This is a genomic window from Chryseobacterium sp. AC417 (assembly GCF_979258215.1).
The window spans coordinates 286,185-302,501 of record NZ_OZ409845.1 but is presented as its reverse complement, the minus strand read 5'-3'; the positions used below and the strand labels follow the sequence as shown (position 1 = coordinate 302,501).

General features: G+C 35.4%; 12 protein-coding genes. 2 read left to right on the top strand and 10 right to left on the bottom strand.

The annotated features are described in order from the left end of the window. Nucleotides 1-42 precede the first annotated feature (42 nt). From pyk to ACZZ9T_RS01470, 7 genes are all read right to left on the bottom strand, one after another. Entirely contained in the window at nucleotides 43-1,488 is a 1,446-nt protein-coding gene (gene pyk / locus ACZZ9T_RS01500; protein ID WP_463429652.1) for a pyruvate kinase, read from the bottom strand. After that, nucleotides 1,481-1,954 (bottom strand): IPExxxVDY family protein, encoded by a 474-nt coding sequence (locus tag ACZZ9T_RS01495; RefSeq protein ID WP_463440628.1) that lies wholly within the window; start codon nucleotides 1,952-1,954, stop codon nucleotides 1,481-1,483. Before ACZZ9T_RS01495 ends, pyk begins: the two co-directional genes overlap by 8 nt. Further along, nucleotides 1,932-2,696: a ribonuclease III gene (gene rnc, locus ACZZ9T_RS01490; protein WP_463440627.1), complete on the bottom strand. Its 765-nt coding sequence runs from the start codon at nucleotides 2,694-2,696 to the stop codon at nucleotides 1,932-1,934. The genes ACZZ9T_RS01495 and rnc overlap by 23 nt, the downstream gene beginning before the upstream one ends. A 10-nt stretch (nucleotides 2,697-2,706) precedes the next feature. After that, on the bottom strand, nucleotides 2,707-3,951 hold the full coding sequence (fabF, locus tag ACZZ9T_RS01485; RefSeq protein ID WP_463429649.1) for a beta-ketoacyl-ACP synthase II: 1,245 nt from the start codon (nucleotides 3,949-3,951) through the stop codon (nucleotides 2,707-2,709). Nucleotides 3,952-3,982: 31 nt separating this feature from the next. Then, nucleotides 3,983-4,222 (bottom strand): acyl carrier protein, encoded by a 240-nt coding sequence (locus ACZZ9T_RS01480; RefSeq protein WP_002976354.1) that lies wholly within the window; start codon nucleotides 4,220-4,222, stop codon nucleotides 3,983-3,985. A 309-nt stretch (nucleotides 4,223-4,531) separates the two neighbouring features. Then, complete coding sequence (locus ACZZ9T_RS01475; RefSeq protein ID WP_463440626.1) at nucleotides 4,532-6,307, bottom strand: alkaline phosphatase; 1,776 nt, start codon at nucleotides 6,305-6,307, stop codon at nucleotides 4,532-4,534. 19 nt (nucleotides 6,308-6,326) lie between these two features. Continuing rightward, nucleotides 6,327-7,451, bottom strand: a complete 1,125-nt coding sequence (locus ACZZ9T_RS01470) for an alkaline phosphatase (protein WP_463440625.1) — start codon at nucleotides 7,449-7,451, stop codon at nucleotides 6,327-6,329. A 277-nt stretch (nucleotides 7,452-7,728) separates the two neighbouring features. Between ACZZ9T_RS01470 and ACZZ9T_RS01465 the strand changes: the two genes are divergently transcribed. Both ACZZ9T_RS01465 and ACZZ9T_RS01460 read left to right on the top strand, forming a co-directional pair. Next, the gene (locus tag ACZZ9T_RS01465) at nucleotides 7,729-10,494 is read left to right on the top strand and encodes a SusC/RagA family TonB-linked outer membrane protein (protein ID WP_463440624.1); all 2,766 of its coding nucleotides are present in this window, start codon (nucleotides 7,729-7,731) and stop codon (nucleotides 10,492-10,494) included. Between the two features lie 22 nt (nucleotides 10,495-10,516). Continuing rightward, on the top strand, nucleotides 10,517-12,253 hold the full coding sequence (locus tag ACZZ9T_RS01460) for a RagB/SusD family nutrient uptake outer membrane protein (protein ID WP_463440623.1): 1,737 nt from the start codon (nucleotides 10,517-10,519) through the stop codon (nucleotides 12,251-12,253). 93 nt (nucleotides 12,254-12,346) lie between these two features. On the opposite strand, the gene ACZZ9T_RS01455 is transcribed toward ACZZ9T_RS01460, so the two are convergent. From ACZZ9T_RS01455 to ACZZ9T_RS01445, 3 genes are all read right to left on the bottom strand, one after another. After that, the gene (locus ACZZ9T_RS01455; protein ID WP_117584646.1) at nucleotides 12,347-12,517 is read right to left on the bottom strand and encodes a lmo0937 family membrane protein; all 171 of its coding nucleotides are present in this window, start codon (nucleotides 12,515-12,517) and stop codon (nucleotides 12,347-12,349) included. Between the two features lie 193 nt (nucleotides 12,518-12,710). Beyond that, nucleotides 12,711-15,185, bottom strand: coding sequence for an AAA family ATPase (locus tag ACZZ9T_RS01450; RefSeq protein WP_463440622.1), 2,475 nt, complete (start codon nucleotides 15,183-15,185; stop codon nucleotides 12,711-12,713). Between the two features lie 19 nt (nucleotides 15,186-15,204). After that, nucleotides 15,205-16,269: a PKD domain-containing protein gene (locus ACZZ9T_RS01445; RefSeq protein ID WP_463440621.1), complete on the bottom strand. Its 1,065-nt coding sequence runs from the start codon at nucleotides 16,267-16,269 to the stop codon at nucleotides 15,205-15,207. Between the last annotated feature and the right edge of the window lie 48 nt (nucleotides 16,270-16,317).

Below are 16,317 nucleotides of genomic sequence, written 5' to 3'. Positions count from 1 at the left end.
TCGATATTTTTCGAGAGTTTTTTTTGCTTTATGTCAAAAAGATTAAATTGTTGTTAATCTCAAAGTATTTGTCTTTCCACCTTCATAAGATGGCGTAGCATTAAGATTGATCACAAAATCTCCGGTTTCAATGTAACCATGATTGTGTGTCAGCATATTAACCTGAATAATTGTTTCGTCAGTAGATTTGTGCATATCATAATAATAAGCACGAACTCCCCAAAGTAGATTCAACATCGTGATTACGCGCCTGTTTGCACTGTAAACAATAATGTGAGAATTTGGTCTGTGTGCAGAAACCTGGAATGCTGTGTAACCAGAATTGGTTAAAGTAACAATCGCTGAAACGTTTGTGCTTTTTGCAATTCTTACTGCAGCCAGACAAACTCTATTGGTGATAAATCGCTCATCAATACAATTGAAATCTTTTTCGATAGGCTCATTTTTATGTTGATAAAAATTAGTCTGCTCAATATTCTGAACGATTTTTGCCATGTTTTCAACCACCTGTATAGGATATCTTCCTACAGAAGTTTCACCGGAAAGCATCACAGCATCAGCGCCATCCAATACAGAGTTGGCAACATCATTTACTTCAGCTCTTGTTGGTGTTAAACTGTTGATCATCGTTTCCATCATTTGGGTCGCAATAATTACTGGTTTAGAATAAAATCTTGACTTTTCAACCAATGTTTTCTGAATAGCAGGAACTTCCTCCATCGGAACTTCTACACCTAGATCACCACGTGCAACCATGATTGCATCACATTCTAAGAGAATCTGATCAATATTTTTTACGCCTTCAGGCTTTTCGATCTTAGCAATAATCGGTGTTTTTAATTTTCCTTTTGGATGCTTCGCCATCAATTCTTTCAAATCGATGATATCCTGTGCGTGACGTACAAAAGAAAGTGCAATCCAGTCAACTTCCATGTCAAGCATGAAATTGGCATCTAAGATATCTTTTTCAGTCAAAGCAGGAAGCGAAACGTTTGTGTTTGGAAGATTAACCCCTTTTTTAGAACTCAGCGGCCCACCTTGAATAGTCTTAGCTTTTACAGTGTCAATTTTATTGGTTTCCAGAACTTCCAAAACTAATTTTCCATCATCAATCAAGATTCTTTCCCCTACATTCACATCCTGAGGAAACTGTTGATAAGTCATGTAAACTTTGGTAGAATCTCCTTCGATTTTCTCGTTGGTAAACGTTAAAACATCACCGGGATTCAGGTAAGAACCTTCTTTTACAACTCCCACTCTTAGCTTCGGACCTTGTAAATCGGCTAAAATTCCTACAGAATATCCGTATTCTTTATTAAGCTCTCTGATGGTTTGAATATTGGTACGTACTAAATCGTAATCTGCGTGAGAAAAATTTATTCTGAATACGTCAACACCTGCTTTCATCAATCCTAACATTACTTCCTTTGAAGAGGAAGCAGGCCCAAGCGTTGCGATAATTTTTGTCTTTTTTAAATACTTATTCATAATACTGTATTATTTGATAGAGTTCTTCATCAGAACTCAGATTGTAATCTTGGATTGGAAACACAAGATTTTCAGGCAGCAAAATTACGGAAAAATCAGTGAATTGTTCCGGACTATGCAGAATATATTCCACTTCTGTCTGATTATTTAATAAAAATTTAATATTCTCTTCTTCTGAGAAGAGCTCAGTTTGTAACTTTTTTTGCTTACTTTCTGAAGATTTGTTTGAAATAAAAGTGAAACACGTTTTTGTAAACTTGTGGTATGCTTCAAATCTTGGAAAATAATAATCATAATAAACACCGTGGAAAACGAGGTCTTTGATTCTTGAAAATTTAAAATCGTTACTTTGATTTATTTTATAAAAAAACTCGTGATCGGGTATATTTTTAGCTAATCTTACCAAACCAATGATAATATCTTCGCATTCTATATCATCGAAATCATACAGTTTTTGGACTTCCAAGTATATTTTCTTTTTTGTTTAAAATGTAAAATGCTCTTTGAGCTGACTTTTCTTCTGCTTTTTTCTTTGATGTTTCTGTTGCATTGGCGATTTTTTCATCACCAAGCCATACATGACAGCGGAAAACAATGCTTTTATTCACCTGAATTTCTTCACAGGTTTCGTACTTTATGTTGAGTTTTTTCTTTTGACTCCACTCCAGCAGAAGACCTTTGTAGCTTACAATTTTATTTTCAAGCTTATTGATTTCAGATGGTGTAAGCAGTCTTTCTAACACGATTTTTTTGCAGATATCGTACTGAAAATCAAGATATACAGCGCCTACTAATGCCTCAAAAAGATTTCCGGCAATATTTTCTCCCAAAGCAACTGGATTGTTGTTCTTTTGTAAAAGATCGGTAAGTTTTAAATCTTCTCCTAATTTATTCAGATTCTTCCTATTTACAATCTTAGATTTCATCTGCGTCATATATCCTTCGTTACTATTAGGATAAGTTTGAAACAAATGACATGAAACAATTGTACCCAAAACAGAATCTCCCAAAAACTCAAGTCTTTCGTAATTACTTTCTTGATTTTTAGAAGAACTTTTAATAGAAAAAGCTTCACGGTAAAGGTTGATATTCTGAACAGGTGCGCCTAAAATTTTGTTAAGCTCTATGCTCAGAAAATAATCTCTTTCCGATAATACTTTTTTTCTTTGTTTGAGAAGGAATTTAGAAAAGTATTTCTGTAACTCCATTCAGTGATAATTAGATTTTTTTGAATAGAACGCAAGCATTGTGCCCACCAAATCCAAAAGTGTTACTCATAGCTACTTTCACATCTTTTTTTACAGCTTTATTGAATGTAAAATCCAATCGGCTGTCGATCTTTTCATCATCCGTAAAATGATTGATTGTGGGAGGAACAATACCATGAATAATAGCTCCCAGAGCAGCAATAGCTTCAATGACTCCGGCAGCACCCAATAGGTGACCTGTCATTGATTTTGTAGAATTAATCTGAATGTTGTAAGCGTGCTCACCAAATAACTTTGAAATTGCGCTAGATTCTGCCAAATCTCCTAATGGAGTAGAGGTACCATGCATGTTGATATGATCTACTTCATCAGCAGTTAATCCCGCATCCTCTAAACAATTTTTCATTACTAAATAAGCTCCCAAACCTTCAGGATGCGGTGCCGTCATATGATGTGCATCTGCACTCATACCGCCACCTAATAATTCTGCATATATTGTTGCACCTCGCTTTACAGCGTGTTCATATTCTTCAAGAATGATTGCTCCTGCACCTTCACCCAATACAAAACCATCTCTGTCTTTGTCAAAAGGTCTTGAAGCTGTTTTCGGATCTTCATTTCTTGTAGAAAGTGCCATCATTGCATTGAAACCACCAACGCCACTTGCTGTAACGGCAGCTTCAGAGCCTCCGCAAACAATAACGTCTGCCTTTCCGAGCTGGATCAGCATTTTAGAATCAATTAATGCGTTTGCAGATGATGCACAAGCAGAAACAGTAGTATAATTGGGACCGTGGAAACCATATTCAATAGAAATATGTCCAGGTGTGATGTCCGCAATCATTTTAGGAATAAAAAAAGGATTAAATCTAGGAATGTCTGTATTTGCCCACCCCAAAACCTCAGTTTCAAAAGTTTCTAAACCACCAATTCCAGAACCCCATATTACGCCGACTCTGTGTTTATCTACATTGTCTTCCATAATCCTTGAATGAGCAACTGCCTCTCTGGCAGCCACCATTCCAAGTTGAGTGTTACGATCCATTTTTTTGGCGTCTTTCTTATCGAAATGATCCAATGGATTGAAGTTTTTCACTTCACAAGCAAACCTTGTTTTAAAGTTTGTGGCATCAAAAAGAGTAGTCGGAGCGGCTCCGCTCTCGCCCTTTAACAGGCTTTCCCAGTATTCATTCGCATTATTACCGATGGGTGTTAAGGCGCCAAAACCGGTTACAACTACTCTTTTTAATTCCATAAACTTTTTAAATTTTCTTTGTTGAAGAATATTATTTATTTACTACTTCTTCAATATAAGCGATCGCGTGGCCTACAGTAGTAATTTTTTCAGCTTGGTCATCCGGGATTTGAATGTTAAATTCTTTTTCAAATTCCATGATTAACTCAACGGTATCAAGTGAGTCAGCTCCTAAATCATTTGTGAAGCTAGCCTCTGGAGTTACCTCTGTTTCTTCAACGTCAAGCTTATCAGCGATGATAGCTTTTACTCTTGATGCAATGTCTGACATAGTAAATTATTTTTTTAATTGTTAGATTGTGCAAATATATAAAATTCTTTAGGATAAAACATTTTTTTAGTCTTTTTTGTCGACAAGTATGGCTTATTTTATTGTCTCAGACTTTAGTATTTTAGTTTTCAGATGTTTATCATTTAATTTAAATCTGATACCTCCAATCTATTTTTTAATATTTTAAATTTCAAAACTTTTTAGTTTAAATTTTTATTAAAAATTGAGGTGAAAACTAATTTTTCAGAGTATTATCTTGTGTCTGAATTAATATTTTGCATTTTTATTATTGTCCTGTAAGTTATATTTCTATTTGATTTGTAAAGCCTTTAAAATTTTATGAAAGATCTCGTTGTTTTCATAAACTCCGGTAAAGATTTCTGATTTCGGACCATACGAAAACACAGGAATCATCGTAGCAGAATGATCATCTGTAGTAAAATCTCCTTCAACTGTATTAGATTGAAGATCTCCATGCGGAATGCTGAATCCTCCTGTTTCATGATCTGCGGTAATAATGATCAGTGTTCCCGGATTTTGGTCGGCAAACCGGATTGCTTTGGTGATGGCTTTATCAAAATCTATTCCTTCTGTAACGATTGTTCCAGTATTATTGCTATGACCACCGCTGTCGATTTGTGCTGCTTCAATCATCATGAAGAAAGGTTTGTTTTTCGCATTTAAAAACTGTAAACCATTTTCAACCAATTCTGAGAGTATATTTCCGCGACCTTTTAATATTGACGGAACTCCGTTATCAGCAATATAGTATGCTAAACGATTTTCTTTGCTGCTTCTAATATCTTCAGGCTTTTCAGCAATGCTAAATTGCGGTAAAGTTGAGATTTTAGATTTTCCTCCGGCAGCGAAAAAGGTAAGTTTACTTATTACTAAATCCTGTGTGATTTCTTTTTCCATACTGCGGTCTTTTTGATGGGCATAAAATGCGGAAGGTGTCGCGCCCATGATTTCGTCTGTGGTGATAATTCCTGTATTAAAACCTTTTTTAGATAAAATTTCAGTGAGATTTTCGATTATTTTCCCTTGAGAATCCATCCCGATAAACCTGTTTTTGGTTTTTTTCCCTGTTGCAAAAGCTGATGCTCCGGCTGCAGAATCGGTTGAGAAATTATCTGTAGATGATGTTTTGATTAAGCCTATATTTTTCAGTTGTGTTAAAGTTAATTGTCCTTTATTGGCTAAAACTGATGAAGATATTTGAGACAACCCATTACCATCGCCAATCAGGAGAATGACGTTTTTCACAGGAATATTTTTATTTTCATATAAGAATTTTGGAGTGTAAACTTCTGAGAAAAAATTGTTTCTGAAGGTTCTGTTTTTTAGAGTCGAAATATATTCAACGCAATCTTTCGGTTTGTCTGTATTGATATAATCAACATCGGCATTTACAAAAAATTCCCAGGAAGTTTTAGAATCCGGGATTGCCCAAAAACGAATGGGTTTGTTGAAAGCTTTAGCTTCTTTAATGATGTTTGTTACTTTCGGAAGGTCATCTTCTGTTAATCCGCCTTTTCCATTCCAACTTGAATATTTTTTAAAATTTAGACTGATCAATGCAACTTTCTCCCATTGTTGAGAACTTAGATTTTGTAATTTTTGATAATCGAATGTTATAAAATCAGGATAAGATGTGAATTCTTCAGGTTTGGGTTGATTTCCTGAAATCACAAAGCTGAAAGTTTTCTGGTTGATGATCTTTGGATGTTTCTGGATCTCAGAAATTATTTTTTGAAGGGTCGTTTTTGCATCTGTTTTAATATCTATTAAAATCTGAATGGGTTGTTGTGGGTTTAATTTAAGTTCAATAGCTTGTTCGATAGGTTTCAGATAAAGATTTTCAAAAGTTCTTTCCCCGGAAATGTCTTTTTGATGATGAGCGACAAATAATTCATTATTTTCAAGAAAAACATCTGCTTCTATAGATTGTGCTCCGGATCCTAACGCATACCAAAACGGAATTTTTTGTTCGTAATCGTTGTGAGAATGTGCTTTAGGATTTTGTGCAGAAATTTTTAATCCCAACAAAAAGATACATAATAATTGATATTTAAATGAAATCATACTCTTCTATTTAATTGTATTATTGAAGCTGAACGCCAGATTTTTTCAAAGCTTCCACAAGTTTGTGGTAAATCGTATTATTGGGATAAACTCCTGAAAACAATTCTTCGCCTTTGCCCATTGCAAACACAGGAACTAAAGCCGCAGTATGTTGATTATCAATGAAATTGATCTGAACCTTCTCTTTGATATTGTTCTCCTTCCCGGCCGAATCTTTTTCCATAAATTTTCCGATGCTTGCCCCTCCGGTTTCGTGATCTGCAGTTACTACAAGAAGTGTGTTTGGGTTTTCTTTGATGAATTTCATGACAACGCCAATCGTTTTATCAAAATCTAAAACTTCTTTTACCATCATCTCGCCATCTTTTGCGTGACCTCCCCAATCGATAAATGAGCCTTCAACCATCAGGAAAAATGGTTTTTTATTTTTTGATAAATAATCTAATGCGGTCTGTGTCGCTTCCGGCAGGAAATCACCTCTGCCCTGAACTTTGTTTGGAAGTTCATCCTGCGCCAGTAAATAAAAGTTGTTTTTATGTTGGATGGGTTTAGAAAGTTTCAGAGTATCAATATTATAATTAAGTTTTTTAAAGTCATTTAAAAGATTTTTTCCGTCTTTTCTTTTATTGAAAAACTTCAGACCTCCGCCGGCAAGAAAATTAACATTGGCTTTTACAAGATCCAAAGCAATGTCTTCGTGTAAGTCTCTGTCTTTTACCTGTGCATAATATGATGCAGGTGTTGCGTGCGTAATGCTCGTTAAACTTACCAATCCGGTTTGATAATTTTTCTTTTGAAGTTGCTCAAGTATTGTGGGTAATGCAATAGAGTCTTTACTTACTCCAATGGCACGTTTGTATGTTTTCTGTCCTGTAGACAAAGCGGTGGCTCCCGCTGCAGAATCTGTAACCCAATCACTGGTGGAAGACGTTTCTGAAAGTCCGACAATTTTAAATTTCTGAAAGTTAGGTTCTGAATCTCCGAAATAGAAAGCTGAAGTAACTTGAGAAACACCCATACCATCGCCAATCATAAAAATAATATTAATTGGTTTTTGTGTTTGAGCTTTAAAAAATGCTGTAAAAAGAAGCAAAGAATATAAAATCACTTTTGCTGATTTGGTAATTGTGCAGATAAATTTCATTATTATTAAATTTTTGATATTGTAATTAAATTGAAATAAGTGGGCAAAATTAGTTACAAATCTTGTTTCAAAAAGTAGAGTGATACATAGTAAATTCAATGTTAATAGTTAGTTTACTGATTAAAAGAATACTGTAAAATAAACGGTTAAAAAAATTTATATAAATTTAATTTTTAGCAATATAATTCACATTGTATTAACTTTTTAATATTCATTTGTTAAAGCTTAATTAACATATTCTGGGGTTTGCCAAAGCTAATTTTGCACAAAAAAAAGAATGAAACGTATTTACTTAGTACCTACAGTTCTGATGAGTTGTGTAAGTTTAACATTTGCGCAAAAAAAAGAATCTGACACCGTCAAGGATGAAAGCAAATTGACTGATATTGAAGAAGTAGTCATGATAGGATACGGAAGTCAGAAAAAATCTGATGTCACCGGAGCCATCGGATCTGTAAAGAGTGAAGATTTTAATAAAGGAATGGTTGCCAATGTTGGTCAGTTGCTTCAGGGAAAAATAGCCGGAGTGAATGTGAGTAATGTAAGTGGTGAGCCGGGAGCTAACCAGAATATTATCATCAGAGGAGTAGGAAGTTTACGTTCAGGAACGACTCCACTTTACGTTATTGACGGTTTTGTAATCGATAACAGCAACACCGGAACAGCTAATAACCCGATGAACTTCATTAATCCTGATGATATTGAATCTTTGGATGTTTTAAAAGATGCCTCAGCAGCTGCAATCTATGGAGCGAGAGGTGCCAATGGAGTTATCATCATCACTACCAAAAAAGGAAAAAAAGGAAGAACTCAGATGAATCTTTCTTCCAATCTTACAATTTCAAATCTTGCCAACAAAATGAATGTTTTTGGCGCAGACGAATTCAGAAGACAGGTAACTGCCGCAGGAGGAAAATTAGATGATATGGGAGGAAGTACTGATTGGCAGGATGAGTTGACAAGGACAGCAGTTTCAGAAAGTGTAAATTTTTCAGCAGCAGGAGCGACAGATGCCTCAAATTATTATGCTGCTTTAGGTTATGAAGATCAGGAAGGAATTCTTTATAACAGTAATCTAAAAAGATATTCTGGTCGTATCAATGTTTCACAAAAAGCATTTGACGGAAGAGTAAACATTGACTTCAACCTCAACGGAGTAAGAACCGAAAATAACAGGCCCAATTCAACAGATGTGGTTTCCAATATGCTTACCTGGAACCCTACATATCCTGCATATACCAACGGTGCACCTACTACTGTTTTTAATAATGGTGCTTTTAACCCATTAATTCGTGGACAGATTTACAAAGATTTCACAACAAACAATAGAATTTTAGCCAATGTTTCTCCTTCTGTAGAAATTATTAAAGGACTGACCTATAAACTGAATTTAGGGATTGATTATTCTACAGCAGAAAGGGTTATTCAGAATATTCCGAATGCTATTCCTTTGGAAATCGGAACTTTAAACCTAAGCAATTATTCAAATAACAATACTCTTGTAGAAAATACTTTAACGTATAAATTTAAAATCAACAATCATGATTTTAATGTAATGGCTGGGCATTCTTACCAGAGGTTAATGTTGACAGCGAGAGGATGGTACTACCAAAACTTCCCAATCAACGGAATCGAACCGCAATACCAAATTCCTGCTGCAGGTGCAGCGAATCAGACAACATCAATTATTGCCAATAAAAATGAATTGCAGTCTTGGTTTGGTAGAGTAAACTATGACTTTCAGGATAAATATCTTTTAACGGCAACTCTAAGAGCAGACGGATCTTCTAAATTCGGAGCGAATAATAAATACGGTTATTTTCCTTCTGTTGCTTTAGGATGGAATATATCAAAAGAAAGCTTCATGGAAAATGTAAGCACAATCAACAATTTAAAACTGAGAGCAAGCTGGGGTACGACAGGAAATCAGGAAGTTCCTGGTAAAGAGACAAAAAGAAGTTACCGGGCTGATTCCGGCGGAACTGCACAATCTACTTATCCTCTAAACGACAGTGGAAATTATCCGGTAGGAATCTATTTGGTAAGAGCAGATAACCCAGATTTACAGTGGGAGGTAACCAAACAAACGAATATTGGACTAGACTTTGGAATTTTAAATAACAGACTGACAGGTAGTGTAGATTTCTTCAATAAAGTTTCTGATAACATTCTTGCGATCATAAACACGGTAGATCCTATATCACCGGCTCCTACGATGTGGAGAAATATCCCGAATATGGAAATCAACAATAATGGTTTTGAACTTTCATTAAACTACAACAGTAATCCTACTAAAGAATTTACTTACAGTATTGGAGGAAATACTTCTTTTATTAAAAATAAAATAAAAAACTCTCCTTATAAGGTGATTTCTACAGGATCAGCTCAAGGTCCGGGAACAACAAACGCTGTTATTAATGGTTACATAAACAATGAAGCCATTGGAACTTTCTACGTAAGAGAATTTTTAGGATTAAGTGAAAACGGTACTAATATCTTCAGAGATGTAGACGGAGACGGAACTGTTACAGATAATGACAGAGTAGCTGCTGGTAGCGCATTGCCGGATTTCACTTATAATCTTTATGTAAAAGCGGCTTACAAAAATTTTGATCTAGGATTAAATTTTAATGGAGTTGCCGGAAATATGATTTATAACAACACAGCTTCCACTCTGTTTTCAAGAGGAAGACTGGCATTATCAAATAATACCACAGATGTGGCAACACAATTCCCTAACGAAAGTGCAAACAATACCAACGTAATTTCTACGAGATTTCTTGAAAAAGGAGATTTCTTCAGATTAAACAATGCTACTTTAGGCTACAATTTAAATCCTAAGATCTTAGGATTGGGCGAGCATGTAAGAAATATAAGATTTTCCGTAACAGCTCAGAATTTATTTGTAATTACTAAATATTCAGGATTTGATCCGGAAATCAATACCGGTATATCTCAGGGAGAAATTCAGTCTTTCGGAATCGATTACGCTACTTATCCTAAAGCAAAAAGCTTTGTATTTGGTGTAAACGTAGCATTTTAATTAATTATTTAAAAAGAAAAAAATGAAAAATAAATTTTTAATCTCTATTCTTAGCGTAAGTGCTTTAGCACTTATAGGGTGTACAGATCTTGAAGAAATGGTTATTGATGAAGCAAAAGATGCGCAAACAGCAACACCTGTTGAATCTTTTGTCGCTCCGGCTTACGGTCCGCTTCCGGATGCATTTACCCATACCAAAAATTATGGTCTTCAGTTGATCAGTTCAGATCAGGCAATTCTTCCTCCAAGAGGGAGCAATAATGACTGGTATGACGGCGGAAAATACATTGAGCTTCACCAGCACACCACTACTACAACCAATGTTGTGGTACAGCAAACCTGGGATGCAATGAAATTAATGCTTTCAAGAACCGTAACTGCCATCGAAAAGCTACAGCCTCTTGCTGCAACCGATGCTAATGCCGCTAAAGCTGTTGCCGAAATGCGCGCCTTGAGAGCTTATTATAATATGCTAATGCTCGATTATTGGGGAATTGCGTTTAAAAAAGACTCAACTTCTGAGGATTCTCAGATTCTCAGAAGACAGGAAGCTATTTCTTATATCGAAAGTGAATTTCTTGCCGTAGTCAATAATCTTGACAATACAAAAGGTCCGGGAAGAATGTCTCAGGCTTCCGTGAATGGATTTTTAGCACAGCTTTATCTTAACGCAGGGGTGTACAGAAATCCCTATGGAACACCGGTTTTCGCTGCAGCCGACATGGATAAAGTGATCGAGTATACGAATAAGGTGATCAATTTAGGCACATTTACTCTGTCTTCGGAATATTTTGCCATATTTGATGATAATAACCATTCAAACAAAGAATTGATTTTTGCGATCGACCAACGTCAGGACCTTAATACATCGCACAATAGATTAGGCTACTGGTCATTATCAGGAAGTCAATATCCTTTAGCAGCTTTCCCAAAAGCTAACGGAACAGACGGACCCGCAATAACCTCTGATTTTTACAATACTTGGGTGCAAGCTTACGGAAGCACAGATCCGGCGCAGGCAGATGCGAGATTTTATAAAGAAAACTTAACAGTTCCACAAAATTTACAGAATTTAACAGGAGTGAGTCCGGCGAATGATGCCAATCATTATTTCCTTGTAAACGGTTCTACCTACGAAATCAACAGAGGAATCCAGAGAGGTATTCAGTGGGGATTGAGAAATGCATCCAACGGACAACCTTTTCAAACTGTAAGCGGACAATATAAAATTTATCCGATGATTGAACAAAGAAATGGATTTGTAAACTATGTCAACCATACTTTAGCAATAGATCTTGAAAACCCAAATAACAAAGATTACACCGATGGTTACAGGGTTTCAAAATACCAGTTCAGCAGAACTTCAGACACCGGAAGAAACAGAGGAAATGCCGATATCGTGCTTTTACGTTTAGCTGATATTTATCTAATGAGAGCTGAAGCTCAGTTGAGAAAAGGAAATTCTGGAGCAGCATTGGCTGATGTTAATTTGGTAAGAGCATCAAGAACTGCAAGACCTGCAGTAACACCTCCTGCATTAACTTCAATTAATTTAGATTTACTTTACCGCGAAAGAGGTTTTGAGTTTTACTGGGAATATTCTAGAAGAACAGATATGATAAGATTTGGGCATTACGAAGATACTTATACATCAAAAACCAATGCTGATGTGAGAAAAAGGCTTTTCCCAATACCCCAGTCTGCTATTGACGGAGCTTCAAGCGTACCGGGTTATCTTGTACAGAATGAAGGATACTAAAACTTATTTTAATTTTACTTTTTTATACTTTCAAAGAAAATACCAACAGATTTTGTTGGTATTTTTTCTTTTAATAGTTTAGTAGTGGTAAATTTAATCAAGCGGCTTTCTTCCACTGATAATATTGTAAAGTACTACTATAATAGCGATTACTAATAATACATGTACTAACGAACTAGTACCGATTCCAGGTACAACATTCAACATTCCTAATAGCCAAACAATAATACAAATAACTGCGACTAACCATAGTAAACTTCTCATAATAAAATTTTTTTGGGTGTTATGATTATGTATTAGCATATACTGTGCCTTTTTTACGATGAGGTGAAAATTGTGTTAATAAAAAATAAAAAAGAGAACTCATCTTAGTGAATTCTCTTTATTTTAAAGTGAAGTTGAAGGTCTACAAATTTGGGTTTAGATGGTCAATAGATAAGATTTGATTGAAAAAAAATCACTCCATTTTCTTCCATACAATTTCTTCACCTTCTAAAGTAACTTCTACTTTGTCGCCATCTTTAAATTCTCCGGCAACGATTTTTTTCGCCAAAGGTCTTCTTAATCTTCCACGGATTACGCCTTTTAAAGGTCTCGCTCCGTATTTGATGTCGTAACCTTCTGTGGAAAGATATTCTTTCGCTTCTTGGCTGATAAAGAGTTCAATATTCAGATTTTTAGCTAAATCAAGCAGCTCTTTTTTAAGATGGATTTCAAAAATTTTAAGTGCATTGTGTCTACTGATAGGCGCAAAAGGAATAGTTTCTGTCAACCTTCCCAAAAATTCCGGACGGAAGAAACGGCTCATCATTTCCAATAATTTTGAAGACGGAGGAATTTCTCCTTTTCCGAAAGATTCTACAATAAATTCTGAACCTATATTGGATGTAAATAAAATAATCGCATTCGAGAAATCTCCTTCTTTTCCGAGCCTGTCGTGCAGTTTTCCTTCATCCATAATTTGTAAAAAAACATCAAACACCGAAGCGTGTGCTTTTTCAATTTCATCGAAAAGAACAATAGAATAAGGTTTTTGACGAATTTTATTTACCAAAAGTCCACCTTCTTCATACCCAACATATCCCGGAGGAGCACCATAAAGAAGTGCCGCAGAATGTTCTTCCTTAAATTCGGACATATCAAAACGGATGATGGCATTTTCATCCTGAAAAAGAAATTCTGCCAACGATTTTGCTAATTCTGTTTTCCCTGTTCCTGTAGGTCCTAAAAAAAAGAATGAACCAATCGGTTGTCCGGCTTTGCTCAATCCGGATCGGGTTTCTAAAACCGCCTCGGAAACAATATTAATTGCATGATCTTGTCCTACAACACGTTTCGCAAGAACGCCTTCCATATCGTTGAGTTTTAGTTTTTCCTCTTCTTTCAGTTTTCCAATTGGAATGTTTGTTTTTTGAGAAATAATTAAACCTAAATCAAATTCTGTGATATGCGTTCTTTTCTCCTGAGCGATTTTTTCTGTTTTTTCAATCAATTCTTTGGAAAATTTCAGAATTTCATCCGCATTTTCAAATTTTGGAAATTCTTTTTCTTCTTCGTGAGCATCTGCTGTACTGATCAGATATTTGGTTTTTTCAATTAAATCTTTCAGCAACCAATCAGCGTGAATTTTTCTTTCGTCTTCCGTATAATTATGGGTATTGTCTTCCAAATGAATGGTTTTGGTGACCAAATGATTTTTTTCCTTTAAAAATGATTCACCTGCGGTTTTCAGAACCGACATGGTATGGTCAATCAAATCAATGGCAGAAGCGGGCAGACTTTTCTCTTTCATATAGCGCTGAGAAAGTCGGATTGCCTCTTTCATTGTTTGATTATCAATCGTGATTTTGTGATGAATCTGATAATCTTCCAAAGTTTGTTTTAGCATTCTTAAATGAATTTCATCACTGGATTCTTCGAGCTTTAACAACTCAAACATTCCGGCTAAACTTTGTTCTTTTTCAATTTTTTTGGTGTATTCTTCGATGGTGGAAGTTGAAATAAGTGTTAAACCATTAGAAAGCTCACTTTTCAAAAGGTTTACAATACCCGAATCTGAACCGTGGCTTCCGAAAAGAGAATGAAATTCTTCAATAATTAAAACCGATTTAGAAATCGCCTTAAGTTCCTGAGCGATATTTTTAATACGGTCTTCAATTTCGCCTTTGTAAGAAGCGCCTGCAACAAGTGCGCCCATATCCAGCTCAAAAATCTCAAGACCGGAAAGAATATCAGGAATTTGTTTTAATAAAACTTTTTGAACGAAACCTTCTATTAAAGCCGTTTTTCCCACGCCGTGATCGCCGATAATCAAAACATTCTGTTTACTAAAGCGACAAAGAATTTCGGTAATTTTATTGATTTCGGTATCTCTGCCAACTAATAATTCTTTCTTGTTTTTCTTTTTTACCTGCTCATTTTTGTTGATGCAGTATTTTTGTACAAACCCTTTGTTGGTTTTTTTGGTAGATTCTGCGGTTCCTGTCATTTCTGAAACTCCAAAAGTGGCGATGTCTTTTAATAATTCGTTTCTTGAGACTGGAAAAGTCTTCATTTGATCGAACTTGAAGGCGACTCCTGGTGAACTGATGGCAACCATTACGGCAAAAAGTGAGATTTCTTCATGGCCTAATAATTCTCTTACCGAATCGGCTTCGGCAAAAATTTCATCGATAATTTCATCGGGTTCGCAAGAATATTTGTTGGGCGATTTCGGGAGCTCTTCAATTCGTACTTCTGCCCATTCTTCCAGATAAAAAACATCAACTCCAAGTGTTTCCAGATGTTTTTGTAAAGACAAATCTCTTGTGAGCATAGCTTTAATAAGATGCGCCCCAGTGTAATAAGCATTTAGGCTTTCCCTTCCTATTTTTTGGGCAATATTGATTGCTTTGGTAACTTCCTGATTGTAGGTAACTTCTTCTTGATTCATCGTTTTTGTGTTTTAATTTTTACTCATTCATCCAAATCAAATATTTTTTCACTTTGTATCGGATATTGATATTCTGAATGCAGTTTTTTTGGTTTTTGTTGAGCCTTAATGCTGATATTTTAATTTTTTTACCTGCAATATCTTGGCAAAACTGGTCGAAAGGAATCAATCTATTATTATTGATGACCACAGGAATATCATATTTGCCACACAGATAATCTTTAAAGTCATCTTTTGTTTTGGCTTGTGCAGCAACCTGATTGAGGAGTAACTGAAACTGTTCGTTGGATATTTCCGGTGCTTTTTTCTCCGCAATAATAGAATCTTTTTTAGATTTTGTTTTTGGCGAGACAGGAATGTGTTGCAACATATCAACCAAAGGATCTTCTTGTGCACTTCCTATGGGTAGTGAAAAAGCAGAGTGAGGTCTTTCAAATTCATAAGATGTGATATCTATTTTTTGTTTCGCACGTATGGTTTTTGGGGCTACATAAATTGTTTTTACGGCAGTATGTTCTATGTCACCATTTACGATAAGGGTGATTTTTTTATCACCGACGGTTTTAAATTTATAAAAAGGAGACTTACCCAAAGCATCGGTACTCGCAGTTTCTCCAAAACTCCATTCCCAGGATTCTCCACCTTCTTTCTCTGCATTAAACTGCACTGCATCTCCAACGAAAGCAACATCCGGAGCCATAATAATCGGCAGGTAGCCATTTTGTTGACTGATGCTGGAAATAGTAATCAATTTTTCATGAACGCAGGTTCCATTAAGAGTCAGCTTTACGATATATTCGCCGGGTTTTTTGTATTGATGGAAAGTTCTTTGTCGGTCGTCAGTAGCGGTGTTGTCTCCAAAATCCCACTTCCATGAAGTCGCTCCTTCAGTGTTGTCGTAAAATTCTACCACTCGGTTTACTAAAAATTCATCTGCATGAACGATATATTTTGCATTTTCACAGTCGATGTGACGGAAGTATTGATAAAGAAAGAAAGTAAGACTTATTAGGAAAAGAATGCCAAAACTTATATAAATTCTTGGGTCAATATTCGGAAGAAATTTGAATTTTATTTTTTTCATCATGTTTTTGTATTCATACAAATATATTCAGCATTTTAATTTCTTACA